The organism is Polaribacter sp. YIW18, from assembly GCF_057219325.1.
The window spans coordinates 137,269-162,518 of sequence record NZ_JBXVVE010000006.1 but is presented as its reverse complement, the minus strand read 5'-3'; the positions used below and the strand labels follow the sequence as shown (position 1 = coordinate 162,518).

The window sequence follows — 25,250 nt, the reverse complement described above, 5'->3', positions numbered from 1 at the left end:
ATTTCATGTTTTAAATTATCAATAAAGCATTTGTCATTTTCAAAAATAGCACCAATAACTAATAAATCTGCATTAGCAGAAAATACATTATCTAATAATTAAATATGTTTAATTTTGCTGCTTTATTTTTAAAGTATATATCTTATGAGTTGGTTAGAACGTACTGAATTATTAGTACAAAAACAAGGGTTAGAAAAATTACAAGACGCCCATATTTTAATTGTAGGTTTGGGTGGTGTTGGCTCTTATGCTGCAGAATTTATAGCAAGAGCTGGTGTTGGTAAAATGACAATTGTTGATGGAGATGTATTTGATGAAACCAACATCAACAGGCAATTACCAGCATTACAATCTACCATAGGAAAATCGAAAACCAGTATTTTATCTGCAAGAATCAGGGATATTAATCCAAATATTCAACTAATTGCTTTAGAAGAGTTTTTATCTCCAGAAAGAGCATTTGAAATTGTAACTAAAGATTATGATTACGTTTTAGATTGTATAGATAGTATTACCCCCAAAATAAATTTACTTGTAGCCGCAAGAAGAAAAAAGGTGAAAATAATTTCATCTATGGGAGCAGGAGGTAAGTTAGATGCTACTAAAATTAAAGTAAAAGATATTAGCAAAACTAAAAATTGCACAATGGCTAGAGTTTTACGCAAGCGTTTAAAAGAAAGAAAGGTAGACAAAGGCGTAAAAGCAGTATACTCTGAAGAGGTTCAAATCCCTGCAAGTGTAAAAATAACAGATGGCAGCAATTTTAAAAAATCATATTATGGTACAATTAGCTATATGCCAGCTGCTTTTGGCCTACAAGCTGCTGCACATGTTGTTAATTATTTATTAAAAAGCAAAAAATAGTTTCCAGGGAAAATAAATTACATATATTTGTGCAACTAATAATTTTAAACGATAAAATAAATATGAAAAAAATAATTTTAACACTCGCAGTTGTAGCATCAGTTTTAACTGCATGTAAAGGCGAAAAGAAAGAAAAAGTAGAAACTAAAGAAGAAGTAAAAGTTGAAAAACTTGCAGCTTTAAATAATGTTGATACAGCTAACTCTGAAATTACTTGGAAAGGTACAAAACCAACAGGAGCTCATAATGGAGTAATACTATTAAAAGAAGGTTCTTTACTAATAGAAAATGGTACTTTAACAGGTGGAGAATTTGTAATTGACATGTCTTCAATTAAAAATTTAGACATTCCTGCAGATAATGATGGAAATGCTAAATTAGTTGGGCACCTAACTTCTGCAGACTTTTTTGATGTTGCTACATACCCAACTTCTAAGTTTGTAATTACAAATGTAGAAGAGAAAGAAGATAAATTACACGTAACAGGAAACTTAACAATTAAAGATGTTACAAAAAGCATTACAATACCTGCAATGTTATCAAAAGAAGGAGATACAACTATTTTTAAAAGCGAAACTTTTAATGTAGATAGAGCAGATTTTAATGTAAAATATGCTTCTAAATCATTTTTTGATAATTTAAAAGACAAGTTTATCGATGATATGATGGAATTATCTTTTACTGTAAAAACTAAATAATTATTTCTTTCTTGTAAATAATTATCTTATAAATCAAAAGATCCAAAAAATTTATTTTTGGATCTTTTTTTATCTATAATAACCACTAAAACTACAACAAAGCTCCCATACCAGTAGTGTACACAAAACAACCACGAATTGTATGTTCTAAATAACAATTCTTGAGGATACACAGACAGTAAGGTGAAAATAACTAAGAAGAGCAATCAAATCTTAGGCTTGTTTACAAACTTCTGTAAAAAGACTATTTTTATCTGTATACCAAACAAAAAGTGTTTTAGAAATGGCAATGATTAAGAACATAAATAAAGTACTTTTTCAAAAGCTTTTCCAGTTGATATTTTTCTTGATTGTAAACTGAACATTTTCTATTTATAGTAATACAAATATTACATAAATAAAACCTAATAGTCCCTAGAACCAATTTTATTATTGGTGAAAAATTGAAGTTAAAATAAATAGTAATTTATACAAAAATATAAAAAGCGCGTTAAGAATTTATGGTATAGATTTTACTTTAGTGTAGGTTTATTTCTGTAGTATTTTTTACATTTCCTATGGTAAAAATACTATGCGTACTGCCAATATATTTTATAGCAGTTAATTTGGTAATCATAAAATCTCTGTAAGCTTCCATATTTTCTACATAAATTTTTAAAATATAATCATAATCTCCACTTACGTGGAAACATTCAGAAACTTCTGCTAATTCTATCACTTCACGTTCAAAAGTAGTTACATATTCTTTAGCATGCTGTACCAATTTAATGTGACAAAACACTAAAAAAGACTTTCCAATTTTATTTTTATTTATGATTGCAACATAGTTCTCTATCACTTTTTCTTTCTCTAATTTTTTAATACGCTCATAAACTGCAGTAACAGATAAGTTTAATTGCAAAGACAGTTTTTTTGTAGTCTGTTTGCTGTCTTTTTGTAATAAATTAATTAGTTTTTTATCGATGTTATCTAATACCATACTTAAAAATTTTCTAAAAAAAGAGTAAAGTTGATTTTATAATAGTTTTTAAAACTATATAAAAATATAAATATAGAAATAAAATCTATATTTATTGTAAATCATTGATTAATTATCTGTATCTATTTAATTTTGAACTAAAAACAATAATTATGAAATTCGACCCTGCAGATAAAATTCAAGATTTACAATATTCTAGCGAGTTTGGTGGTGTAAACCCGTCTATTTCAGATTCATCAACCTACACATTTACATCAGCAAAAACCATGTTCGATACTTTTGAAGGAAATGCAGACGGTTGTTACTTATATTCACGCCATTTATCACCTAGTAATTTATATTTAGGCGAAGCTTTAGCAGCTATGGAAGGTACAGAAACAGCCAATGTTTCAGCTTCAGGTATGGGAGCCATTACCCCCGTTTTAATGCAATTGTGTGGCGCAGGAGATCATATTGTTTCTAGTAGAACTATTTATGGAGGTACTTACGCATTTTTAAAAAACTTTATTTCAAGATTTGGGGTAGAAACTACCTTTGTAGACATTACAAAATTAGAAGTTGTAGAAGCAGCAATTACAAAAAACACCAAAGTTTTGTATTGCGAATCTGTAAGTAATCCCTTACTAGAAGTTGCAGATATTGTAGGGTTATCAAAATTAGCTAAAAAACACAATTTAAAATTGGTAGTAGACAATACGTTTTCCCCATTATCAATTTCCCCAGCCAAATTAGGGGCAGATATAGTTTGCCACAGTTTAACAAAATTCATCAATGGTTCTTCAGATACTGTTGGTGGTGTGGTTTGTGCATCCCAAAAAATTATAGATAATTTACGAAATGTAAATAACGGCGCAAGTATGTTGTTGGGTTCTACTATGGATAGTTTAAGAGCTTCATCCGTTTTAAAAAATCTACGAACCTTGCATATTAGAATGAAACAACACAGCTTTAATGCAGCATATTTAGCAGATAAATTCCAAAAAGACGGTTTAAAAACGGTATATCCAGGTTTACAATCACACCCTTCTCATCAACTATTTAAAAGTATGATGAATGCAACATATGGCTTTGGAGGCATGTTAACTATAGATGTAGGTTCTTTAGAAAAAGCCAACGAATTAATGGAGCTAATGCAACAAAAAAATTTAGGTTGTTTAGCAGTAAGTTTAGGCTTTTACAAAACCCTATTTTCTGCTCCAGGAAGCTCTACATCATCAGAAATACCCGAAGAAGAGCAAGCGGCAATGGGTTTAAGTAATGGTTTAATTCGTTTTTCTATTGGTTTAGATGCCAACATAGAAAGAACTTACCAAATCATGAATTCTTGCATGCATCAAGTTGGGCTTTTATAAATTTTTTAGGGCGTTCCCTTTCAGGTCAGGCTTTCACACTCGCTTTTTTTGTAAAAAACAAAAAAGAGCTCAAACAATTGCTCAATCCTTAACGCATATTGCAAATCCGAAAAGGAATTAATTTAAAAATACAATTACATTTTTAGAGTTTACAGGTTTTTGAGCTGAATTTATTTCAGTATCTAAACCTTTGAGTTTTTTTAAAATAAAAATTAAAACTTTTAAATTCCCCAAAAACGTTTTGTAAATTTTGCAAAATCTTCTTTACTGGTTGTATTTCCATCAAAAGGTAAAATATCCCATTCACCATTTTCAAGATATACGGTAAAATTAAAAATCGAGGTGTTTACATCATCAGGATTTACCATAGGATATCTTAAATCAGTATATTTAAAAGTACTAATTTTTTCTTTTTTATGAATTGTAAAATAATCATTACTAAACCATGCTAAGGTTTGTAAATTTTTATCATTCATATCAATAACCTCATGATTTTTAGTAATGGTAATCATTTTATCTGCGGTGGTACTTTTATCAAAATGAGAGTAAAAGGTAAGGTGATATTCTGTGGCTGTTTCTGCAACTGCATACCATAAAATATTGTTTAAAATAGTGGGTTGTGCAGAAAAACGCTGAAAAGAAATACCTGCTTTTTTAAAAGATTTTTTAAAAACACGATTTATATAAAACTTATTAAACAGTGTAAAAACCATGTAAATACTACTTATGTAAATACCAACTTTGGTCCATTGTAATCTTTTTAAGTTCGTTCTTTTCAAAAAAAGTACAACAATCATACAAAATAGAAAAGGCAAGGTATATAATGGGTCAACAACAGAAATATTATTAAAAGCGACTCTGTAATTAGAAAAAGGGGCAAAAAGTTGCGTTCCATAAGGAGTAAAACAATCTAAAAGCGGATGTGTAAAAATGGCCCAAAAGAACAACAGAATCCAATCTTTTAATTGGGTTGTACCAGTTCTTTTTTTTGTATTGTAGAGTTTGTATGTAATCCACCCAAAAGCAAAACAACCCAAAACAGCAAACAGAATAGAGTGCATAAAACCTCTATGAAAAGCCATGGCTTGTATTTCGTTATTGTACAAAAAACTTCCAATAAAAACATCTAAATCAGGAATGGTACCACCAATGGCTCCAAATAATAATGCCTTGTTGCCAATCTTTTTACCTAAAACAAGTTCTCCACAAGCAGCACCTAAAACAATTTGCGTTAATGAATCCATAAACGTAAAAATAGTGTAACCAAATCAATTTGCATAACTTCTTGTAAAATCGTAACATTACAGAACAAAAATTTAAAGAATGTCAGACAAAAAGAAACTTTCAGAAATAGATATTGAAGGTCAAAAAATTATAGATAATAAAGAGTTAAACCTTTTAGAGTCTTTAATTCCTGTGGTAATTTTAATGTGTTTATTGGCATATAATATCTTTTTTGTAGAAGATCAAGAATGGTTTGGTGCCTATACCAATCAATACATATTATTAATGGGAGCTTTGGTTGCAGCAGCTGTTGGTTTTTTTAATAAAATTTCTGTTGGCAATATGATTGCAGAGGTTTGGGAAAACTGGAAAAGTGTTTTTGTACCGATAATGATTTTGTTTTTAGTAGGTGCATTAGCAGGTTCTTGGTTGGTTAGTGGCATTATACCAGCAATGGTGTATTATGGCTTACAGGTTTTAAGTCCTGAAATATTTTTACCAGCAACTGTAATAATAGCAGCTATTATTTCTATTGCAACTGGAAGTTCTTGGACTACTTCTGCAACAGTGGGTATTGCTTTAGTAGGTATTGGTAGTGCTTTGGGTATATCTCCAGGAATGATTGCTGGAGCCGTAATTTCTGGAGCGTATTTTGGTGATAAAATGTCTCCACTTTCAGATACTACAAACTTAGCGCCTGCCATGGCAGGTACAGATTTGTTTACACACATAAAATACATGGCAATTACAACAGTACCAACAATTTTGTTTACTTTAATTGTTTTTGCATTTTTAAGTAGTACAATAGATACTAAAGGTAGTGCAGATATTAGTAATTTATTAGTAACTATAGATACCACTTTTTATATTTCTCCTTGGTTGTTTATAGTTCCAGGAGTTGTAATTGCAATGATTTTATTAAAAACCAAACCTTTAATAGCTTTAGGAGCAGGAGTTATTTTAGCAGCAGTTTTCGCTTTTATTTTTCAAAGTGATGTTTTAGCAAACTTATCTGAAACGAAATTTACCTCAATTATAAATGCAATTTTAACAGACACAAGCATAGAAACTGATAATGATAAATTATCGGAACTTTTTTCATCAGGTGGAATGAAAGGTATGTTATGGACCATCTTTTTAATTATTTGCGCTATGGTTTTTGGTGGTGTAATGGATGCCATTGGAGCTTTGGCAAAAATTACTAAAAGTTTATTAGCTGTTGCAAGCTCTGTTTTTGGTTTGTTTGCAAGTACAGTAGTAAGTTGTTTAGGTTTAAATGCAATAGCGTCAGACCAATATTTGGCAATAGTTATACCCGGTAAAATGTTTAAAAAAGCTTATGAAGATAAAGGTTTAGCGCCAGAAAATTTAAGTAGAACTTTAGAAGATTCTGGTACGGTAACTTCGGTTTTAATTCCGTGGAATACCTGTGGTGCTTATCAATCTGGAGTTTTAGGTGTTTCTGTAGCAGATTATTTTGTGTATGCTATTTTTAATTATTTAAGTCCGTTTACAACGCTGTTGTTTGCTGCTTTAAACATTAAGATTAAGCAGTTAGTTAAAAAGTAATTTTTTCATTTTAACTAATTATTTTTTTTTAAAGATATTTAAAACTCCAGAAATTACCAATAAAACCCAGGGAGTTCCATGCAATATAACATCAAACCAATCTTGGGCTTGCATTGCATTTTTACCAGAAAAAGCATTTCCACCTAAAATCCATTGAATTTTACCCCAAATATGTGGTGGATTAAAAGGGGCTAAACCTAAAGTTAAACTTGCTATTAAAAAAAGTTTCCAGTTATTTATAAGTTGATTTTTCATGTTAAAACTTTTTGATATAATTTTTTTATTGTTTAAAAGTTACTAAAAGTAACATTATATAGTTTGATGATTTTTATATAAACCAATTCCAAACCAAACCAAAACGAATGGTAAAATCTCTATAAGGGTAATTGGGTGCAGTAAAATAGTTCTTTTTTGTAAAACCAGCGGTAGCATTGTCTATTTTAAAGTAAATACGAGTTCTTCGCACTTGTGCATTAAAAAATACATCAAAAGTTGGAAAACCTATTTCTTCATCATTTTGTATTCTAAATTCGCCTAAAAGCGGATTGTAAGCATTGGCATTATATGCTGTAAAATACTTAAAAGTAAACCCCATATTTACCAACATCGGTTTGCCTTTAAACCAATAATCTGTATAGTAAAAAGTATTTCTAGTTACAAATTCTGGTACCCTAAAAACAGAACTACCGCTGCTAACATTTTGGTACATAAATGTATTGTCTAAAGCAAATTTACCCAATCTAAATTCTCTGTTTGCTTTTACTTTTAAGTATACTATTTGGTTTGTAAATTGTTCTGGTTGGCTAGCTTCATTAAAATAGGTGTAGTTATCTATATTGGTAAAATTTAACGAAGTATTTAACCATTTAGATTGTAAGCTAAAACCTAAATCTCTGGTGTTTACATTGCTAAATGTTTCATTTTGCCAGTTGTAATCATCATATTCACTTTGGTGTAAAAGTGTATTAAAATTGGGCGATTTAGAACTCAATAATAAAGTACCTTTTAAAGAAAAAATACTATCTTTTTTATAAACAGCTTCTCCTTTAATATAATTACCAGATAGTCTTCCAGTTCCTGGGGTAATACTTGCATCTGCATTTAACTGAAAGTTTTTAATTTTAGCTTTCCAATCTGCGCCAAAAGAAATGGCATTTCCCTCTATTTTTAATTTGTTGATATTGCTATTACTATTTAAAATAGTATCATAACCATATGTATAACTAGTTAAGTTTGTTTTTGCTTTAAATTTTCCTAAAACATATTTAGAGTTAAATTCTAAATTTAATTCGTTGTTGGTAATGGTACTTTGTGCTTGTTTGTTATTGGGATCAGAAGAACTTGCATCACCAAAAAAAGTAGGCGTTAAAGAAGTTTGTATAAACTCGAAGGATTTATTTTCTTTGGTTAATATATGCCCAATTTTTAAATTGCTAAAATCTTTATTAGTAATGGTATCTTTACTTGCAACAAGTTTATAGCTGTGTTCTAAAAAAATTCTATTTGAGTCAAACTGACTTTCAGTATCTGTTAAGTTTACATCTAAACGTGCTCTTGTTGTAAAATCTGGAGCATCATCTATAAAATTCTGTAAAGCTCCTGGTGTTAATCCACCATTTTCTTGATGGAAAAAATCTTGTGTAGTTAAATGCGCCCTTATTTGATATTGATTTTCTTTAGTTCTGTAATGAAAAGCACCTCTAAAATTACCATTACTAACCAACGCTCTTCTATAAGCACCCAAAGAACGCAAGCCTTTATAAGAAAGAGATACATTTAATCTTTTAGAAAAATTTAGGGTAAACAAAGCATCTAAAACTTGACCTTGTTGTAAACCAGTTCTGTACAATATTTCTGTGGTTGGTGTAGGTACTTCGTAATACTTTATGTCTTCTACATCTAAATAGCTAACTTGTTTTGCAGAAAAACCAATATCAGGCAATCTATAAATAGAATTAAAACTATAGCCTAAGTTATTTAATGTTTGCCCTTGGTTATGAAACTCTAAAAACTCAAATAAATCTTTACGTAAATAATTAAACTTATAGTCTTTTTTAATAGAAAGTGTGGTGTCTATAAAAGTGGTATCTCTTTCGTGAGAAAAAATTTTATAATCTGTGTACTTTGTTTTGCCAGAAAGTGTAACATTTATTTCTCCAGAATTATCTGTTTGTACAATATTTCCATCACGATCAATAGTTGTGTTTTCTCTTTTTGCCCCACCTAATTTACGCTGAGAAAAAGTAATACTTGCCATAAAAAGACAAAGACACAAAAAAGTAAAAAGTTGTTTGTTCATACTAAAAATATGCAAGGACAAATGTAAAATAATAAAACGAAAATAATAGCCAATAATTATTTTGAAAACTGTTAATTCTTCTTTTCTTTGTAAAATGCTAAAATTAAATTACAGTGGCTACACTTTAGAAGCAGGTACAGACGAAGCTGGTAGAGGTTGTTTGTCTGGGCCAGTTGTGGCAGCAGCTGTAATTTTACCTACAGATTTTTCGCATCCTTTTTTAAACGATTCTAAGCAATTATCAGAAAAAAGAAGAGAAGAATTGCGCCCTTTTATAGAGCAAAATGCCCTTGCTTACGGAGTTTCTTTTGTTTGGCAGCAAGAAGTAGATAAAATTAACGTGTTACAAGCCTCTATTACAGGCATGCATCGTTCTATAGAAATGCTTAAAATTGAGCCAGAATTTATAATTGTAGATGGCAATAAGTTTAAAAACTACAAAGAAATTCCGCATAAAACTATTGTAAAAGGCGATGCAAAATATTTAAGCATTGCAGCAGCATCTGTGTTAGCAAAAACTTATAGAGATGAATATATGGCAAAAATTCATCAAGAGTTTCCCATGTATAATTGGCAAAAAAACAAAGGGTATCCTACCAAACAACACAGAAACGCCATCAGGCAGTTTGGTGCCACAGATTATCATAGAAAATCTTTTAAGTTATTGCCAGAACAACTAAAATTAAAGTTGTAATTTTTTAGAAGCTATTTTCTGCTTTTACTACTTGCTTTTTTATGCTTAATTTAATTTATCATCTTTTTTATAAAGGAGTAATTTTATTATTTAGAAAAAATACTAAATAGAGTTCAGCGTAAAAAAAAGAGCTCAGACATATAATTTATCTTTAACTCAACAAAAAGTTCAATTAGGGCTAAACTTGTTTATAAACTTTTAGAAATAACCTTAAACTATTTAAAAATTCAATTATTTTTACGCTCCAAAATTCTTACTGATGATAAAAAAAACCAGAGCAGAAATTACCAAATGTATACTTCATAAAGTGGCAAACAAATTTAATAGTGGGCACAATGTTTTTTCAGAAGATTTAATTCGTTTCGACCAAGAAAGTTACGATTTAATGAAGAGTTTTCTGTTAAAACCCTTTGGTAGTTTAACGCAAAGTTATCGCTTTACACATCATGCAGATGTGCGCTTAAATGAGATTAATAATTATGCATCAGAAGTGTTTAAAGAAGAAAGTACGTTTGTAGAATATTCTAAAAACATTGTAAATCATTTGTACGAACAATCTAATTCTGCGAAAATAAAAACGGGTGATGTTTTGGTCGTTTTCATAGAAGGTATAGAATATAAAGATGTATTAACCGAAGCAGTAGGGATTTTTAAAATAGAAAATAAAGTAGATTTTTTTCAAACCTATTTAGACGATAACGAAAGTTGGGATGTGGTGGTTCAAAAAGGAATTTCAACTAGAAAAATAGACAAAGGTTGTTTGGTTTTAAATACATCAGACACAGAAGGTACTGTTGTTTTTTCTGTAGATAACAATAATTACGATGCCCAATATTGGATAAAAAATTTCTTAGGTGTAAAATTAGCAGACGATTACAATTCACATACACAAAGCTATTTAGAAATGTGTAAAGAGTTTTCTGAAGAAGTGCTAAAACCAGAATTAGGCATGCAAGAACAAGGTAATTTTTTAGCAAATACAGTAGATTATTTTAAAGAACACGAAGCTGTTGACTATCATGATTTTAAAGATGAAGTTTTTGAGCAAGATAAACACAAAGAGTTGTTTGATGATTATAAAAAACACTTCGAAACCTTAAATGATGTGTTAATTAGAAACAATTTTGATGTTTCTGGAGTAGTTTTAAAGAAAGAAAAAAGCAAGTTAAAAACAGAAATTAAATTAGATACCAACATCAATATAAAATTAGATGTAGATGCACCAGAAGCAGCTTCAGAATATTTAGAAAGAGGTTATGATGAAGAGAAAAAAATGAAATATTACAAAGTTTATTTTAATGAGGAGAAGTAGGTTTGTTAGTTGTTAGTTGTTAGTTGGGGATTTTTTTAATATTTAACTTCAAACTTCAAACTAATTTAAAAAAGCATCCACCTCAAAAAGGTTTTTAAAGTGCTTTAAAATTTTAAGTTTTACTTCTTCTTGGTCTAGCTTTTTACCCAATTCAGCCTCCATAGAAGCAACTGCTTTCCCACGAATTCCACAAGGAATTATATTGTCAAAATACCCTAAATTGGTGTTTACATTTAAAGCAAAACCATGCATAGTTACCCAACGTGAAGATCGAATGCCCATAGCACAAATTTTACGAGCAAAAGGAGTATCAACATCTAACCAAACACCAGTTTCTCCTTCACTTCTTTCGCCTTTTAAACCATATTCTGCAATGGTTAAAATAATGCTCTCCTCTAACAAACGCAGGTATTTATGTATGTCTGTAAAAAAGTTTTCTAAGTCTAAAATAGGATAACCCACAATTTGCCCTGGGCCATGGTAGGTAATGTCGCCACCTCTATTTATTTTGTAAAATCTAGCCCCTTTTTCGGCCAATTGTTTTTCAGAAAGTAATAGGTTGCTTAAATCGCCACTTTTGCCTAAAGTATATACATGAGGATGCTCTACAAATAAAAAATAATTATCTGTAATTTTAGAAAGATTTTTTCTTCGGTTTTCAATTTTAACATCTACAATTTCTTGCAAAAGTTTAGATTGATAATCCCAAGTTTCTTTATAATCTTTAACCTTTAAGTCTTTAAGTAGTATGTTTCTGTTCATAATCTCAACAACAAAGATAAATATTTCCTTATATTTGAAAGATTGATATCTACTAAATTGTTATTTATGAAAACCAAACAATTTTACTTATTAAACGTTCTTCTTCTAATGCTTTTTACAGCCTCTATAAATGCGCAAGATGTATGGCAAAAAGTTGACGGAGAAAGCTACTATACTTCAAAAAAAAAAATACGTAGTTTTAAGAATTTTCCCAATAAATACAAGCTTTTTTCTTTAAATACCAATACGTTACAAGCCATATTAAATAGTAATTTAAAGTCTGCAAATATGCAAATTAAATTACCAAATGAATTAGGTAATTTAGAATCATTTATCATTACAGAATCTTCTAATTTTAGTCAAAAGTTATCTGCTAAATTTCCAAATATAAAATCGTACACAGCTATTGGTGTAGATAATCCAACATCTTATGCAAAAATAAGTATGGGTACAGATGGTTTTCATGCAATTATTTTTACAGCAGAATCTAAAACTATTTACATAGACCCTTATACGGTAAATAACAATGACTTTATTGTTTATAAAACATCAGATTTAAATAAAGAAGACAAAGCTTTTAAGTGTGATGTTGCAGCAAGTTCAAAAAATCAATATTCACCTAATTTAAAATCTAATATTGTAAACGATGGAAACCTAAGAACTTTTCGTTTGGCATTGATTTGTAGTGGAGAATATGCTCAATTTCATCTATCAAACCAAAATGTACCAGCAACAGCAACAGAACAAGAAAAAAAAGCCGCTGTTTTATCTGCAATGAATACCTCTATAACAAGAGTTAATGGGGTTTTTGAAAAAGAACTGGCTGTAAAAATGGAAATTGTTGACGATAATGATAAAATTATATTTTTAGAGGCATCAACAGACAATATTACTGATGGAGATCCTAATGAAATGATTGATGAAAGCCAATCAATTGCAGATACTCAAATAGGAAATGCAAACTATGATATTGGACATATTTTTAGTATTGGTGGTGATGGTTTAGCAGGTTTAGGTGTTGTATGTGTCACTAATCAAAAAGCAAAAGGAGTAACAGGTAGAGGCGCCCCTATTGGAGACCCTTATGATATAGATTTTGTTGCGCATGAAATTGGGCATCAATTTGGTGCAACACATACACAAAATAACGATTGTAACAGAACAAATGAAACAGCTGTAGAGCCTGGTAGTGCCTCTACAATAATGGGGTATGCAGGATTTTGTTCACCAGATGTACAAGGGCAAAGTGATGATTATTTTCACGCAGTAAGCATTGCTCAAATGCAGAATATTTTACAATCTTCTGGTAACTGTGCAACATTAACTCCAAACGGAAATAGTACACCAGTAGCAAATGCGGGTTTAGATTACAGTATCCCAAAATCTACACCATTTGTTTTAAAAGGAGAAGCAACAGACGCAGATGGTATACATACCTTAACTTACAATTGGGAGCAGATAGATAATGAAACTGCTACAATGCCCCCATCATCATCTAACTCTGTTGGCCCTATGTTTAGGTCATTTCTTCCAGTTACTAACCCAGAAAGATATTTCCCAAAATTAGAAACTGTAATAAATGGTAATATATCTTCTACTTGGGAAGTAATACCTGCTGTAGCCAGAGAACTTAATTTTTCTTTTTTGGTTAGAGATAATAATGCAACGGGTGGTGCTTTTAATAGAGATGATGTAACAGTTACAGTTACAGATGCAGAAGCTTTTGTAGTCACATCACAAAACTCTGCTGCTACCTGGAATGCAGGAAGCTCTCAAACCGTTACTTGGAATAAAGGAACTACAGACATTGCACCTATAAATTGTTCGAACGTAACTATAAAATTGTCTACAGATGGTGGAGTAACTTTTCCAATCATTTTAAAAGAAAATACACCTAATGATGGTTCAGAAGTTATTTTAGTACCCAATAATGTAACTACTGAGGCTAGAATTATGGTGATGGCTTCAGACAATATTTTTTACAATGTAAATAGTACTAACTTAGAAATACTTTCAACAATACCAACTTTTATAATTACAAATGAAAGTACAAACGTTTCTGCTTGTAATACTGGAAACCAAAGTGTAGATTTTAATTTAAATCTAGATTTTATTAACGGTTTTACAGAAAATGTTACACTTTCTGCAACTGGACAGCCTGCTGGTTCTCTCGTTAGTTTTAGTCCAACTACATTATCAGATGATGGTACAGTTGTTATGAATGTGTCTAATTTAGATGGTACTACAGCACAAGAGTACACCATAAATGTGTTGGGTACATCAACTTCAGTCAGTCAGAATTTAGACGTTTTTTTAAAAGTTACAGCATCTAACTTAACACCAGTTACGCTATCATCACCTACAAATGGCGCAACAGGTGTGGCTTTAACACAAAATTTAATTTGGCAAGCAGATGCAAATGCAATTTCTTATGATGTAGAAGTTGCAAGTGATATCAACTTTAATAATATTGTAGCAAGTGGAAATGTAAGCACAAGTGAGTACACCTTGAATAATGTAAGTGGAGATACCAATTACTTTTGGCGAGTAAAATCTAAAAACAATTGTAATGAAAGTGCTTTTTCACCTACATTTAGTTTTGCAACAGAAGTACCAAGTTATTGTGCTTCTTTATTTACAGATGAAGCAAATGGATCAGAGCATATAACCAATGTGACTTTTGCAGGTATAAATAATAATTCTGGGAATGATACATCAGATGGATACCAAGATTTTACAAGTATAAATGCAAATGTGTTAAAAGATAGAAACTACACTATTAGTGTAACTTTTGATACGGCTGGTTATCAAGATCATTGTTATGTGTTTATTGATTGGAATCAGGATTTTATTTTTGATAAAGCTACAGAAAGGTATGATTTAGGAACAAAATTAGAAGACGTTGCAACAGCTACACTTTCTATTAATGTACCTGCAGATGCAAAACTGGGTCAAACAAGAATGCGAGTAATTATAGAATATGATCATCCAACATATGGTTTTGGAGATGGACCCTGTGATGCAGATCACTTAACAGAATGGGGAGAAACTGAAGATTACTCGATAATTGTAGATAATACAGCTTCAATACTAGATACTTCTTTTGCTAATTTTAATATATATCCAAATCCGAATAACGGAACTTTTAATTTAAATTTAAAAGTAGATATTAATAACAAGGTTCTTATTCAATTGTTTGATGTAAGGGGTAGATTGGTTTCAGTAAAAAAGTATGCTACTACAAAAACAAGCTTTTCTGAAAAAATTACTTTTGAAAATACATCTTCCGGATTGTATTTATTGAAAGTAATCAATGGTAAAAAACAAACTATACAAAAGCTGCTTATAAAATAGAAAGTCTACAAAATAGAAAAGCCTCATTAAATTAAAAATGAGGCTTTTTTTATGAATACTTTTTTATTTCTATCCTAAGAAAGGGTATTTATAATCTTTTGGAGTTACAAATGTTTCTTTAATTAATCTTACAGAGGTCCAGCGTAATAAGTTTTGTGCAGAACCTGCTTTGTCATTTGTACCAGAAGCTCTAGCACCACCAAAAGGTTGTTGTCCAACAACTGCTCCAGTTGGTTTATCATTTATATAAAAGTTACCTGCAGCATTTTCTAAAGCTTTAGAAGCTTTTTCTACAATATACCTATCCGTAGAAAAAATTGCACCCGTTAATGCATACTCTGTTGATGTATCTACCAATTCTAAAGAATGTTCCCATTCATTATCTTCATATAAATAAATAGTAATTACAGGGCCAAATAACTCAGTTGTCATGGTTGCGTATGTTGGCGATTTTGCCAAAATAACAGTGGGTTCTATAAAATAACCTACAGATTTATCGTGGTTACCACCTAAAATAATCTCTGCATCACTGTCTTCTTTTGCGGCGTCTATATATTTAGATATTTTGTTAAAAGAACCTTCGTGTATAACAGCGTTTACAAAGTTAGAAGGGTCTTCTGGAGAACCCATTTTTAATTCGTTTACTTGTTTTGTTAAATGCTCTTTAACTTCTTTCCACATAGAAGTTGGTATGTAAGCGCGAGAAGCTGCAGAACATTTTTGACCTTGATATTCAAAAGCACCTCTAGTAATTGCTGTAGCTACTTGTAAAGGGTTTGCAGAATTGTGTGCCCAAATAAAATCTTTACCACCAGTTTCTCCAACAATTCTTGGGTATGTTTTGTAAGTATGGATGTTGTTGCCAATTTGTTTCCATAAGTTTTTAAATACAGTGGTAGAACCTGTAAAGTGTAATCCAGAAAAATCTGGAGAAGCCAAAACTGTACCAGAAATCATAACAGGATCTCCGTAAACCACATTAATAACTCCATCTGGCAGGCCAGCTTCTTTAAATAAATCTACAATTACTTGTGCAGAATAAGCTTGATGATCAGATGGTTTCCAAACCACAACGTTACCCATTAAAGCAGCAGCTGCTGGTAAGTTTGCAGCAATTGATGTAAAGTTAAAAGGAGAGATTGCATACACAAAACCTTCTAAAGGTCTGTACTCAACTCTGTTCCAAATTCCTGGTGCAGATTCTGGTTGATCTTTAAAAATATCTGTCATGTATTGTACATTAAATTTAAAGAAATCAATCATTTCGCAAGCGGCATCAATTTCTGCCTGATGTACATTTTTAGATTGTGCAATCATAGTTGCTGCATTTATTTTTGCTCTGTAAGGTCCTGCTAATAATTCTGCAGCTTTTAAAAAGATAGAAGCACGTTCCATCCAACTAACACTAGACCAAGCTTGTCTTGCTGCTAGTGCCGAACTAATAGCTTCATCTACATGTTTTTTTTCTGCTGTATGATATTGTCCAACAATATGTTTATGGTCATGAGGTGGTGTAATATTTCTAGTATTTCCTGTTCTTACTTCTTCACCATTTATATGCATTGGGATATCAATATTATCCTTGTACATGCTTCTATAGGTATCTAGTAACTCTTTCCTCTCAGGAGAGTTAGGTGCATAACTTTTTACGGGTTCGTTTACCGCAATTGGTACATTAAAAAATCCTCTTGCCATAATATTATAAGTTTTTAAATTTATTCGTTTTATTTTTAGAATGTAAAGTTACAATTTTTGTTTCAATAATTTTAATAGATGTTTATCATGTTTTATTGCATTAAAACCAAAAATATCTCTAAAAATTAAAATTAATCATAATTTAAAATGTAATTACCTATCTACCTTTAGCTAAAAAATTTTTATACTAACCTCCGATAGAGATGAAACGTATTAAGAAAAACCTTATCACCAAGTAGTTATATGGAAGAAGCTTAAAATTAACCTATCCAAAAGATAAATTGGCTGGTGTTGCATGGATTGGTATTAGCGAAAAAAAATGGTTGATTTGTTTGTTAAATGGTGGTTTTAAAATTTATAAGCGAAAAGCAAATTACCATATGAGTAGAGGTGTAATTTTAAAAAATATTTTATCTACTATAATGTAGTAGCTTTTATTCATAATTTTAATGATATTGAGCTATTTGCCATAATTTTGGTTGATTGGCATATATATATAGCAACCTTTGAATTGCTCTGGGATGGAGAAAAAAAGCACTTAAAAAAACTAACTCAAGCACTATAAAATAGGATCTTCATCAAATTTGTACATCAAAAAACTCAAGCGTTTAAGAAAAGGTAGTTTTGTACGTTGGCTCTCTAAAAAAAAAGATTTTAAAACAACATTAGAGATATAATAGATAGTAAACTAAAGCCGATAATTGCTAATAAGGAATAGCTGAAATTTAGTAGACAGAATTTTATAATTGTTTTTAAATAACCTTGTTGGTAAAATTTTTTCATTGCAATAATTAGGTACATTAAAAACAGTGCTAAGAAAATCCATGTTTCTGGAGTTATGTCTAATATTTCTAAGATAAAATAAATTGAAAACAACATAAAAAATACAGTTTGTATATGGAATACAAAAATCAAATGATCTACATAAGTGTATTTTCTTCGGATATAAAAAAGTTTTAAAAATAAGGTAAAAAAGGGTAATAAAATAAATAGTGCAACAGAACTGTATGAAACTATTTGGCTTAAAAACTCTTCTCTACTATCTTTAGTTGCCAAAGAATTTACAGCTTTTGCTCTGGTATACAAAAATCGATTTGTAAAGTTTTTTTTGAAACCTAAAGAGTCTAAAGCTACATTTATTGCTTTTTTGGGATTTTCCTTTTGGTATTTTAAAAAACTATTTAGTCTATTGTTTTCCTCATTAATAGTAATGTTAAAGTTATTGTTTTCTTTTTTAGTTGTGTCTTTATCTTTCTTAATTTCCTTTTCTACTTCTTCTAAAACTTTTTCTTTTGTTTTTTTAGGAAGAGGAATAAAAGATTTTTCTAGCACTTTAGCTACATTGTTTTTTACAGAGTCGATCTCTTTTTCGTTAAACTCTTTTTTTGCTTTTTCTTTGTTTATTTCGTTCACAATTTTGTCTGCACTATCTTCTGCTAAAACTTCATATTTATCTTTTGTCATAGAAATACCTAAAATTAAAAAGAAAATAATTGAAACCGTTAAGTAAAAACGAAATGGGTTAGAGTACCTGCTTCTTTTACCATCAATATAGTTTTTAGAAACTATACCGGGTTTCATTAGTAAAGGTATAATAGTGTTCCAAAATTTGGCATCAAAATTAAATAGGCCATTAAAAACTTCGTTTATAAAACTTTTAAATGTAATGCTGTTTCCTTTGTTTGCCTGCCCACATTCTGGGCAAAATTTTTCTTGTCCAAAAAATGGATGACCACAATTTAAACACGATGGATCTTTAATTTTAGCAACCTTATTTTTAGATTTTGTTAGTTTAATAAGTCAGGTGTTGTTAGTTGAAACGTTGGTATATAAACTTTAAATTGTTGATAATTATCTAAATTAATCATGGTGTAAAAACCTCTCATAGCGCCTGTATTAGATGCTAAAAAGCATCCAGAATTATAAGTGTATTTATCATTTGGTTTTAAGGTAGGGGTTTGCCCAACAACACCTTCTCCATTTACAATTTCTGTGAGATTTAAAGAATCGTAAATTTTCCAAAAACGATCTGTAAGTTTAACGGTGTGTTGGCTATTATTTTCTATGGTAATTTTATAACTAAAAATATGATATCCTTTTTTGCTTTTAAAACTGGTACCTTTATAATTAGTTTCAACAGAAATTTTAATGCCTTTTGTAATTTGCTGAATCATACAGAGTAAATGTACCTTTTTTGATTTGTTTTTGCAAATAAAATAGGGGCTATCTATTTTGATTAAAAAAACCACTGCCTACACCTATAACTCTGTCATATAAACTACCAAAAGGTTTGTAGTAGGCAATTACAGTGTATTGGTTTTCTGTTTCAAAGAAAGAACCGTTAATTTGATGTGTATTCACCAAACCATCTGCACCAATTGTTGCATAAGTATAGTTGTAAAATCCCTGTTTTAAAAGAATAGAAGCATTGTATGTATTTGTATTCGGGTTAAAATACATTCTGTTTGTATCAGAAATTGAAAAATCATTAAAAGCACCATACACATACACTTCTTTTTCTGTAAACATTTCGTCTACTTGTAAAGTAAAATGCATTAAGGCATAATCTGCTTCTGTATCATTATTATTACCTTCTAAAGTTCGTATCACAAATTGCCCATTGATATCTGGGTTGTAGGTATATTCTAAAAACTCATTATACACATGTGGATATAAATAATGATTAAAAACATCATCTTTTGTAATTTTTACAATGTTTAAACTTTTGTTTCTAATAATTTTACTATCAAAATTTAAATATTCATTATCACCCCAAAAATTTGTTTTGTTGGTATAAGTATATAAAAGCTGATTTGGTTTAAAAAAAGTAGGCTGTAGATTGGAAATGGTTTCGTTCCAGTTATTATTTTTTATGATAGCCACGTTTATTTCTAAACCAGGATTGTTAATTTGAATGTTTGGGTGATTTACAGAAAACTGAATGGTTTGCTGCGTGTTTACTGTTTTGGTATTTCTGCTTCTAACTACAGAAACTCCAATGGTTGTTAAATCTTCATAAAGTACAAAACGTCTTGTAAAAACTACTTCATTAGAAGCATTTATAACAGATAATAAATAATTACCACTTTTAGTAATAACCGTATTTACATTGGGTATTTTAACCTCATAATGACTGTAACTTTGAAACGTATTAAAAGAATTGGTTACATTATTAATGTAATTTTGGTCAAAACCATTTATGTATTGGCTAGAAAGCAATCTACTTTTTTGCCAATCATGTGTCATGTGCTCTATTTTGTATTGATACTCTTTACTATCAGCATCCAAATCATCAAAAGATAAGACTAAAGCAGTACCTAAAGGAACGATTGCAGAAAAATTATTTTCCTGTAAAGATCGTAGTTGAATAGTTTTAATATTTTGAGCTTGTAAAAAACTAACAAAAATTAAAAAAAAATAAAGTATTCTCTTTTTATACATATCACAAAAGTATCAATCATTTACCATAAAAATCAATTTTTAAGCCAAAAATTAATTACGATAAGCTTTTCTATAAATTATTTATTTAGAATTATTATAAATAAGATTATTTTAGCAATATTAACATCCAATTATATGACTCTTCATTTCCAAAATCTTTAAATTTGCATGATTTTTTTAGATAACTAAATATTCCAATTTACTATGTCAAAAGACATTCGTATTAAAAAAGGCTTAGATATTAAGCTTGTTGGCATTGCAGAAAAAACAACTACGATTAGCAATCAAAGTAGTGTTTATGCAGTTAAGCCAGAAGATTTTCACGGAATAATACCCAAATTAACAGCCAAAGAAGGTACAGAAGTAAAAGCAGGAGAGGCACTTTTTCATTTAAAAAGTGATGATCGTATTTTATTTCCAAGTCCTGTTTCTGGTAAAGTTACAGAGGTTATTCGTGGAGCAAGAAGAAAAGTGTTAGCAGTAAAAATAGCTGCAGATGCAACACAATCTTATAAAGATTTTGGTACTAAAAACGCAAGCGAAATGTCTGCGGATGAAGTTAAAAATTATTTATTTGAAGCTGGTTGCTGGCCATTTATAAAGCAACGTCCTTACGACATTGTTGCCAATCCAAATCAGGCACCAAAAGCTATATTTGTATCTGCCTACGCAAGTGCACCATTAGCAGCAGATTTAGACTATACTTTGGCTGGTAAAGAAGCAGAATTGCAAGCAGCAATTTCAGCAATATCAAAATTAACAGAAGGTAAAGTACATGTTTCTGTTGGTGCTAAATCAAACTCGCCATTGGCAAGTTTAAATGGTGTAGAATTACATAAAGTTTCTGGACCACATCCATCAGGTAATGTGGGTACACAAATAGCTAAAATAGATCCTATAAATAAAGGGGAAGTGGTTTGGATTGTTACACCACAAGATTTAGTGGTTATAGGTGAATTGTTTTTAACAGGTAAGTTAAATTTAGCAAGAACAGTTGCTTTAACAGGTTCTCAATTTAAAAATCCAAAATATGTAACTGCAATTGCTGGGGCAAGTATTGCAGATATTACAAAAAATAACCTAAATAACGATAACACTAGAATTATTAGTGGAAACGTTTTAACAGGAAAAGAAGTTAAAGAAGACGAATTTTTAGGGTATTATGACAATCAAATAACAGCAATTCCAGAAGGAGATGATTACGAATTTTTCGGATGGAATAAACCTGTTTTTGATAAAGTATCTACCTCTAGAGCATTAACTTTTTCTTGGTTAACGCCTAATAAAAAGTATGATTTAAATACGAACACAAATGGAGAACATAGAGCATTTGTGGTTACAGGTTCTTATGAACAGGTATTTCCTTTAGACATATATCCAATGCAATTATTAAAAGCATTTATGTATAAAGATTTAGACGAAATGGAAGCTTTAGGTGGTTACGAAGTAGCCCCAGAAGACTTTGCATTAACAGAATTTATTTGTGTATCTAAACAACCTCACCAAAAAATAATTCGTGAAGGTTTAGATTTAATGAGAGAAGAATTAGGATAAGATTATGGGCTTAAAACAAAACTTACACAATTTAAAAGAAAAGTATAAAGGTACAAAAATGGCACCTGCGTTTAACGCAATCCATACTTTTTTATACTTACCAAATGAAGTTACTCATGGAGGAACTCATATCAAAGCAGCAGACGATTTAAAGCGTACGATGAATACAGTAATTACGGCTTTAATTCCTATATTAATTTTTGGTATGTTTAATGCTGGTTACCAACATTATGCAGCTATAGATCCATCACTTAGAACAAATGTTCTAGCAAACTTTTTTACGTTTGATAACCTTTGGATTGGGATAATTAAAGTATTGCCACTTGTAATTGTTTCTTACGGAGTTGGATTGATTGTAGAATTTATTTTTGCAGTTATAAAAGGGCACGAAGTAGAAGAAGGATACCTTGTAACAGGTATGTTAGTACCCTTAATTGTACCTGTAGATACACCACTTTGGATGCTATCAGTAGCAGTTGTATTTGGTGTAGTAATTGGTAAAGAGGTTTTTGGTGGTACAGGTATGAATATCTTAAACCCAGCATTAACTATTAGAGCATTTTTATTCTTTGCATACCCAACGTGGATGTCTGGAGACAAAGTTTGGGTATATGATGCAGTAGAAAGAGCTGGAACTGCTGATGCAATTTCTGGTGAAACCATTTTAGGTAGCTACGCACAAGGACAAGAAGTAATTTATTCTAATTGGGATAAATTTATGGGCTTTATACCAGGTTCTGTAGGGGAAACATCAACATTGCTAATTCTTTTAGGAGCCGCTTTTTTAATATTTACAAAAATAGGAAGTTGGAGAATTATTGTATCAACTTTTATGGGTGCAGCTGTTATGGGTTTAATATTTAACCAAGTTGTAGCAGCAGATATTATTACAGAATCTAGTAAGTTTTACGGATTAATGAACACACCATTTTGGGAACACTTAATGATTGGTGGTTTGGCATTTGGTGCTGTATACATGGCTACAGATCCTGTAACTGCATCGCAAACTAACAAAGGAAAATGGATTTATGGTTTCCTTATCGGTTTCTTATCAATAATGATTCGTGTCTTTAATCCAGCATATCCAGAAGGAGTATTCTTAGCAATATTATTAATGAATGTTTTTGCACCAACCATAGACCACTATGTAGTACAAGGCAATGTTAAGAGAAGAATGAAACGTTTAAAAGCTAAAACTGCTTAATTATGAGTAACAAAACAGATAGCAATAGTTATACAATAATATTTGCCATTGTAATGGTAATTGTTGTAGGGTCATTATTAGCATTTACAGCTTCTTCATTAAAACCTAATATTAAGGAAAATGAAAGAATGGAAAAGCAACAAAATATTTTGTATGCTATGGGTGTAAATGAAAATGAAGAAGGAAGTATTACATTTATATCAACAGAAAAAGTTGCAGAAGCATTTTCAACAAAAATTTCTGAACAAATTGTTTTAGAAGTCAAAGACGGTAAAATTTTAAAAGAAATGAACCGTGATGAATTTATGGCAGCAAACAACAATAAAGAACCTTATTTAATTGATATTAAAAAGCAGCAAACCAGAGCAAAAAATGGTAAATCTCGTTTTTTACCTTTATTTAAAGGTCAACAAGAAAGTAACACTGTTTATGTTGCGCCAATTAGAGGAAATGGTCTTTGGGATGCAATTTGGGGTTATGTAGCTTTAGATACAGATATGATTATTAAAGGAGTATTTTTTGATCATGCTGGTGAAACACCAGGCCTTGGAGCAAACATTAAACAACGTTATTTTATGGATGATTTTTATGGAGAAAAATTATTAACAGAAGCAGGTGTGTTTAAAGGAATTACGGTTGCTAAAGGTAATAATGATCCTAAAAACGAAGATAAAGACGATTATGAAGTAGATGCATTAGCAGGTGCTACAATTACAGGTGATGGTGTTTCTGCAATGATAAAAAAAGATTTAAAGTTGTATTTACCATACTTCAAAAACTTAAAAAAATAAAACACAATGGGACTACTTTCAAAAAAAGACGCAAAGTTAATTACAGATCCATTAGCAGATAATAACCCAATTACGATACAAGTATTAGGTATTTGTTCTGCATTAGCAATAACAGCAGAATTAAAAGCCTCTTTAGTAATGGGGATTGCTGTATTATTTGTTCTTGGTGTTGGTAATGTGGTAATTTCTTTAATGAGAAACATTATACCCTCTAAAATTAGAATTATTGTTCAACTTATTGTAGTTGCCTCTTTAGTAATTATAGTAGATCAAGTACTTAAAGCATTTGCTTATGAACTCAGTAAAACATTATCTGTTTTTATTGGTCTAATTATTACAAACTGTATCATAATGGGCCGTTTTGAGGCTTTTGCATTAGGTAATGGTCCTTGGAAATCTTTTTTAGATGGAATCGGAAACGCATTAGGATATGCAGTAATTTTATTAATTGTTGGTTTCTTTAGAGAATTATTAGGTTCTGGTACTTTATTTGGTATTCCAGTTTTAGGAGACCCAATTGAAAAAACAGGTTTGTACGCTACAGGTTATGAAAATAACGGATTCATGTTAATGCCACCAATGGCACTAATTATTGTAGGTCTAATTATCTGGGTACAACGTAGTAGAAACAAAGCATTAATTGAAGATTAAAAATTAGTTATTAGTTACCGGTTTTTTGTTGATTCTTGTATCTACCAAAACCAAAAGCTAAACACTAAACACTAAAAAATATGGAACATATAGAATTATTTTTCAAATCTATCTTTATAGATAACATGGTATTTGCAGTATTCCTAGGAATGTGTTCATACCTAGCAGTATCAAAAAAAGTATCTACAGCAGTAGGTTTAGGAGCTGCAGTAATATTTGTTTTGGCAATTACAGTACCTTTAAACTGGCTGTTAGATCAATATTTATTACAACCAGGTGCTTTAGTTTGGTTAGGGCCAGAATATGCAGATTATGACTTAGGTTTCTTATCATTTATCATGTTTATTGCAACCATTGCAACCATGGTACAATTGGTAGAAATAATTGTTGAGAAATTCTCTCCATCATTATACAATTCATTAGGAATTTTCTTACCATTAATCGCTGTAAACTGTGCAATTTTAGGAGGAAGTTTATTTATGCAATCTCGTGAAATACCTTCTTTAGGTTTAGCTTTTAACTATGGTATCTCATCAGGAATAGGATGGTTTTTAGCAATTTTAGCAATTGCAGCTATTCGCGAAAAAATTAGATATTCAAGTGTACCACCTGCATTAAGAGGTTTAGGAATTACGTTTATAATAACAGGTTTAATGGGAATTGGTTTTTTAAGTTTTGGAGGCATGTTAACTGGGGGAGATGAAGAAGAAAAACCAGCTACAAAAATAGAAACAACTCTTAAAAATGTAGACGTAGAAGAAGCACAAAAAGAGGAAATAGCAAAAAATACGAAAACCATACAATAAT

Annotated in this window: 21 protein-coding genes; 12 read left to right on the top strand and 9 right to left on the bottom strand. The window is 30.5% G+C overall.

What is annotated here, in order from left to right; genetic code table 11:
- Positions 1–144 precede the first annotated feature (144 nt).
- The gene (locus AC2D6T_RS08285; RefSeq protein ID WP_484681162.1) at positions 145–864 is read left to right on the top strand and encodes a tRNA threonylcarbamoyladenosine dehydratase; all 720 of its coding nucleotides are present in this window, start codon (positions 145–147) and stop codon (positions 862–864) included.
- Between the two features lie 62 nt (positions 865–926).
- Positions 927–1,562, top strand: coding sequence for a YceI family protein (locus tag AC2D6T_RS08280; protein ID WP_347186703.1), 636 nt, complete (start codon positions 927–929; stop codon positions 1,560–1,562).
- 517 nt (positions 1,563–2,079) lie between these two features.
- Here the strand turns inward: AC2D6T_RS08280 and AC2D6T_RS08275 are convergent.
- Positions 2,080–2,541, bottom strand: coding sequence for an Lrp/AsnC family transcriptional regulator (locus AC2D6T_RS08275; RefSeq protein WP_484681161.1), 462 nt, complete (start codon positions 2,539–2,541; stop codon positions 2,080–2,082).
- 152 nt (positions 2,542–2,693) lie between these two features.
- On the opposite strand from AC2D6T_RS08275, the gene AC2D6T_RS08270 reads away from it, so the two are divergent.
- Positions 2,694–3,893 (top strand): aminotransferase class I/II-fold pyridoxal phosphate-dependent enzyme, encoded by a 1,200-nt coding sequence (locus AC2D6T_RS08270; protein WP_484681160.1) that lies wholly within the window; start codon positions 2,694–2,696, stop codon positions 3,891–3,893.
- A 221-nt stretch (positions 3,894–4,114) separates the two neighbouring features.
- On the opposite strand, the gene AC2D6T_RS08265 is transcribed toward AC2D6T_RS08270, so the two are convergent.
- Positions 4,115–5,137 (bottom strand): metal-dependent hydrolase, encoded by a 1,023-nt coding sequence (locus AC2D6T_RS08265; protein WP_484681159.1) that lies wholly within the window; start codon positions 5,135–5,137, stop codon positions 4,115–4,117.
- 79 nt (positions 5,138–5,216) lie between these two features.
- Between AC2D6T_RS08265 and AC2D6T_RS08260 the strand changes: the two genes are divergently transcribed.
- Positions 5,217–6,686, top strand: coding sequence for a Na+/H+ antiporter NhaC family protein (locus tag AC2D6T_RS08260; RefSeq protein ID WP_484681158.1), 1,470 nt, complete (start codon positions 5,217–5,219; stop codon positions 6,684–6,686).
- A gap of 18 nt (positions 6,687–6,704) precedes the next feature.
- Here AC2D6T_RS08260 and AC2D6T_RS08255 read toward each other — a convergent pair whose 3' ends face one another.
- On the bottom strand, positions 6,705–6,941 hold the full coding sequence (locus AC2D6T_RS08255) for a hypothetical protein (protein WP_484681157.1): 237 nt from the start codon (positions 6,939–6,941) through the stop codon (positions 6,705–6,707).
- A 73-nt stretch (positions 6,942–7,014) separates the two neighbouring features.
- Complete coding sequence (locus AC2D6T_RS08250) at positions 7,015–8,985, bottom strand: putative porin (protein ID WP_484681156.1); 1,971 nt, start codon at positions 8,983–8,985, stop codon at positions 7,015–7,017.
- A 94-nt stretch (positions 8,986–9,079) separates the two neighbouring features.
- Between AC2D6T_RS08250 and AC2D6T_RS08245 the strand changes: the two genes are divergently transcribed.
- Positions 9,080–9,679, top strand: a complete 600-nt coding sequence (locus AC2D6T_RS08245) for a ribonuclease HII (RefSeq protein WP_484681155.1) — start codon at positions 9,080–9,082, stop codon at positions 9,677–9,679.
- Between the two features lie 259 nt (positions 9,680–9,938).
- Positions 9,939–10,991 (top strand): nucleoid-associated protein, encoded by a 1,053-nt coding sequence (locus tag AC2D6T_RS08240; RefSeq protein ID WP_484681154.1) that lies wholly within the window; start codon positions 9,939–9,941, stop codon positions 10,989–10,991.
- A gap of 60 nt (positions 10,992–11,051) precedes the next feature.
- Here AC2D6T_RS08240 and lipB read toward each other — a convergent pair whose 3' ends face one another.
- On the bottom strand, positions 11,052–11,753 hold the full coding sequence (lipB, locus tag AC2D6T_RS08235) for a lipoyl(octanoyl) transferase LipB (RefSeq protein WP_484681153.1): 702 nt from the start codon (positions 11,751–11,753) through the stop codon (positions 11,052–11,054).
- A 66-nt stretch (positions 11,754–11,819) separates the two neighbouring features.
- Here lipB and AC2D6T_RS08230 point away from each other — a divergent pair, with 66 nt between their 5' ends.
- Positions 11,820–15,107: a zinc-dependent metalloprotease family protein gene (locus AC2D6T_RS08230; RefSeq protein WP_484681152.1), complete on the top strand. Its 3,288-nt coding sequence runs from the start codon at positions 11,820–11,822 to the stop codon at positions 15,105–15,107.
- A gap of 69 nt (positions 15,108–15,176) precedes the next feature.
- On the opposite strand, the gene pruA is transcribed toward AC2D6T_RS08230, so the two are convergent.
- The 4 genes from pruA to AC2D6T_RS08210 all read right to left on the bottom strand — a co-directional run bounded on the left by pruA (position 15,177) and on the right by AC2D6T_RS08210 (position 20,243).
- Entirely contained in the window at positions 15,177–16,802 is a 1,626-nt protein-coding gene (gene pruA, locus AC2D6T_RS08225; RefSeq protein ID WP_484681151.1) for an L-glutamate gamma-semialdehyde dehydrogenase, read from the bottom strand.
- A gap of 654 nt (positions 16,803–17,456) precedes the next feature.
- Positions 17,457–18,452, bottom strand: coding sequence for a DUF3667 domain-containing protein (locus AC2D6T_RS08220; protein WP_484681179.1), 996 nt, complete (start codon positions 18,450–18,452; stop codon positions 17,457–17,459).
- 137 nt (positions 18,453–18,589) lie between these two features.
- Complete coding sequence (gene apaG, locus AC2D6T_RS08215) at positions 18,590–18,976, bottom strand: Co2+/Mg2+ efflux protein ApaG (protein ID WP_484681150.1); 387 nt, start codon at positions 18,974–18,976, stop codon at positions 18,590–18,592.
- Positions 18,977–19,025: 49 nt separating this feature from the next.
- The gene (locus tag AC2D6T_RS08210) at positions 19,026–20,243 is read right to left on the bottom strand and encodes a type IX secretion system plug protein (RefSeq protein WP_484681149.1); all 1,218 of its coding nucleotides are present in this window, start codon (positions 20,241–20,243) and stop codon (positions 19,026–19,028) included.
- A gap of 204 nt (positions 20,244–20,447) precedes the next feature.
- Here AC2D6T_RS08210 and AC2D6T_RS08205 point away from each other — a divergent pair, with 204 nt between their 5' ends.
- From AC2D6T_RS08205 to nqrE, 5 genes are all read left to right on the top strand, one after another.
- Positions 20,448–21,797: a Na(+)-translocating NADH-quinone reductase subunit A gene (locus tag AC2D6T_RS08205; RefSeq protein WP_484681148.1), complete on the top strand. Its 1,350-nt coding sequence runs from the start codon at positions 20,448–20,450 to the stop codon at positions 21,795–21,797.
- Between the two features lie 4 nt (positions 21,798–21,801).
- On the top strand, positions 21,802–23,001 hold the full coding sequence (locus AC2D6T_RS08200; protein ID WP_298947289.1) for an NADH:ubiquinone reductase (Na(+)-transporting) subunit B: 1,200 nt from the start codon (positions 21,802–21,804) through the stop codon (positions 22,999–23,001).
- Between the two features lie 2 nt (positions 23,002–23,003).
- Positions 23,004–23,792 (top strand): Na(+)-translocating NADH-quinone reductase subunit C, encoded by a 789-nt coding sequence (locus AC2D6T_RS08195; protein ID WP_438989820.1) that lies wholly within the window; start codon positions 23,004–23,006, stop codon positions 23,790–23,792.
- Between the two features lie 6 nt (positions 23,793–23,798).
- Positions 23,799–24,443 carry an NADH:ubiquinone reductase (Na(+)-transporting) subunit D gene (locus AC2D6T_RS08190; protein ID WP_298947285.1) on the top strand — a complete coding sequence of 215 codons (645 nt, stop codon included), beginning with the start codon at positions 23,799–23,801 and terminating at the stop codon, positions 24,441–24,443.
- A gap of 80 nt (positions 24,444–24,523) precedes the next feature.
- The gene (nqrE, locus tag AC2D6T_RS08185) at positions 24,524–25,249 is read left to right on the top strand and encodes an NADH:ubiquinone reductase (Na(+)-transporting) subunit E (protein ID WP_438989821.1); all 726 of its coding nucleotides are present in this window, start codon (positions 24,524–24,526) and stop codon (positions 25,247–25,249) included.
- The last annotated feature ends 1 nt before the right edge of the window (position 25,250 follow it).

What these genes read in the sequence shown, in the direction of transcription:
- AC2D6T_RS08285 (WP_484681162.1), top strand. Translation starts at nt 145, where the DNA reads ATGAGTTGGTTAGAACGTACTGAATTATTAGTACAAAAACAAGGGTTA.
- AC2D6T_RS08280 (WP_347186703.1), top strand. Translation starts at nt 927, where the DNA reads ATGAAAAAAATAATTTTAACACTCGCAGTTGTAGCATCAGTTTTAACT.
- AC2D6T_RS08275 (WP_484681161.1), bottom strand. Translation starts at nt 2,541, where the DNA reads ATGGTATTAGATAACATCGATAAAAAACTAATTAATTTATTACAAAAA.
- AC2D6T_RS08270 (WP_484681160.1), top strand. Translation starts at nt 2,694, where the DNA reads ATGAAATTCGACCCTGCAGATAAAATTCAAGATTTACAATATTCTAGC.
- AC2D6T_RS08265 (WP_484681159.1), bottom strand. Translation starts at nt 5,137, where the DNA reads ATGGATTCATTAACGCAAATTGTTTTAGGTGCTGCTTGTGGAGAACTT.
- AC2D6T_RS08260 (WP_484681158.1), top strand. Translation starts at nt 5,217, where the DNA reads ATGTCAGACAAAAAGAAACTTTCAGAAATAGATATTGAAGGTCAAAAA.
- AC2D6T_RS08255 (WP_484681157.1), bottom strand. Translation starts at nt 6,941, where the DNA reads ATGAAAAATCAACTTATAAATAACTGGAAACTTTTTTTAATAGCAAGT.
- AC2D6T_RS08250 (WP_484681156.1), bottom strand. Translation starts at nt 8,985, where the DNA reads ATGAACAAACAACTTTTTACTTTTTTGTGTCTTTGTCTTTTTATGGCA.
- AC2D6T_RS08245 (WP_484681155.1), top strand. Translation starts at nt 9,080, where the DNA reads ATGCTAAAATTAAATTACAGTGGCTACACTTTAGAAGCAGGTACAGAC.
- AC2D6T_RS08240 (WP_484681154.1), top strand. Translation starts at nt 9,939, where the DNA reads ATGATAAAAAAAACCAGAGCAGAAATTACCAAATGTATACTTCATAAA.
- lipB (WP_484681153.1), bottom strand. Translation starts at nt 11,753, where the DNA reads ATGAACAGAAACATACTACTTAAAGACTTAAAGGTTAAAGATTATAAA.
- AC2D6T_RS08230 (WP_484681152.1), top strand. Translation starts at nt 11,820, where the DNA reads ATGAAAACCAAACAATTTTACTTATTAAACGTTCTTCTTCTAATGCTT.
- pruA (WP_484681151.1), bottom strand. Translation starts at nt 16,802, where the DNA reads ATGGCAAGAGGATTTTTTAATGTACCAATTGCGGTAAACGAACCCGTA.
- apaG (WP_484681150.1), bottom strand. Translation starts at nt 18,976, where the DNA reads ATGATTCAGCAAATTACAAAAGGCATTAAAATTTCTGTTGAAACTAAT.
- AC2D6T_RS08210 (WP_484681149.1), bottom strand. Translation starts at nt 20,243, where the DNA reads ATGTATAAAAAGAGAATACTTTATTTTTTTTTAATTTTTGTTAGTTTT.
- AC2D6T_RS08205 (WP_484681148.1), top strand. Translation starts at nt 20,448, where the DNA reads ATGTCAAAAGACATTCGTATTAAAAAAGGCTTAGATATTAAGCTTGTT.
- AC2D6T_RS08200 (WP_298947289.1), top strand. Translation starts at nt 21,802, where the DNA reads ATGGGCTTAAAACAAAACTTACACAATTTAAAAGAAAAGTATAAAGGT.
- AC2D6T_RS08195 (WP_438989820.1), top strand. Translation starts at nt 23,004, where the DNA reads ATGAGTAACAAAACAGATAGCAATAGTTATACAATAATATTTGCCATT.
- AC2D6T_RS08190 (WP_298947285.1), top strand. Translation starts at nt 23,799, where the DNA reads ATGGGACTACTTTCAAAAAAAGACGCAAAGTTAATTACAGATCCATTA.
- nqrE (WP_438989821.1), top strand. Translation starts at nt 24,524, where the DNA reads ATGGAACATATAGAATTATTTTTCAAATCTATCTTTATAGATAACATG.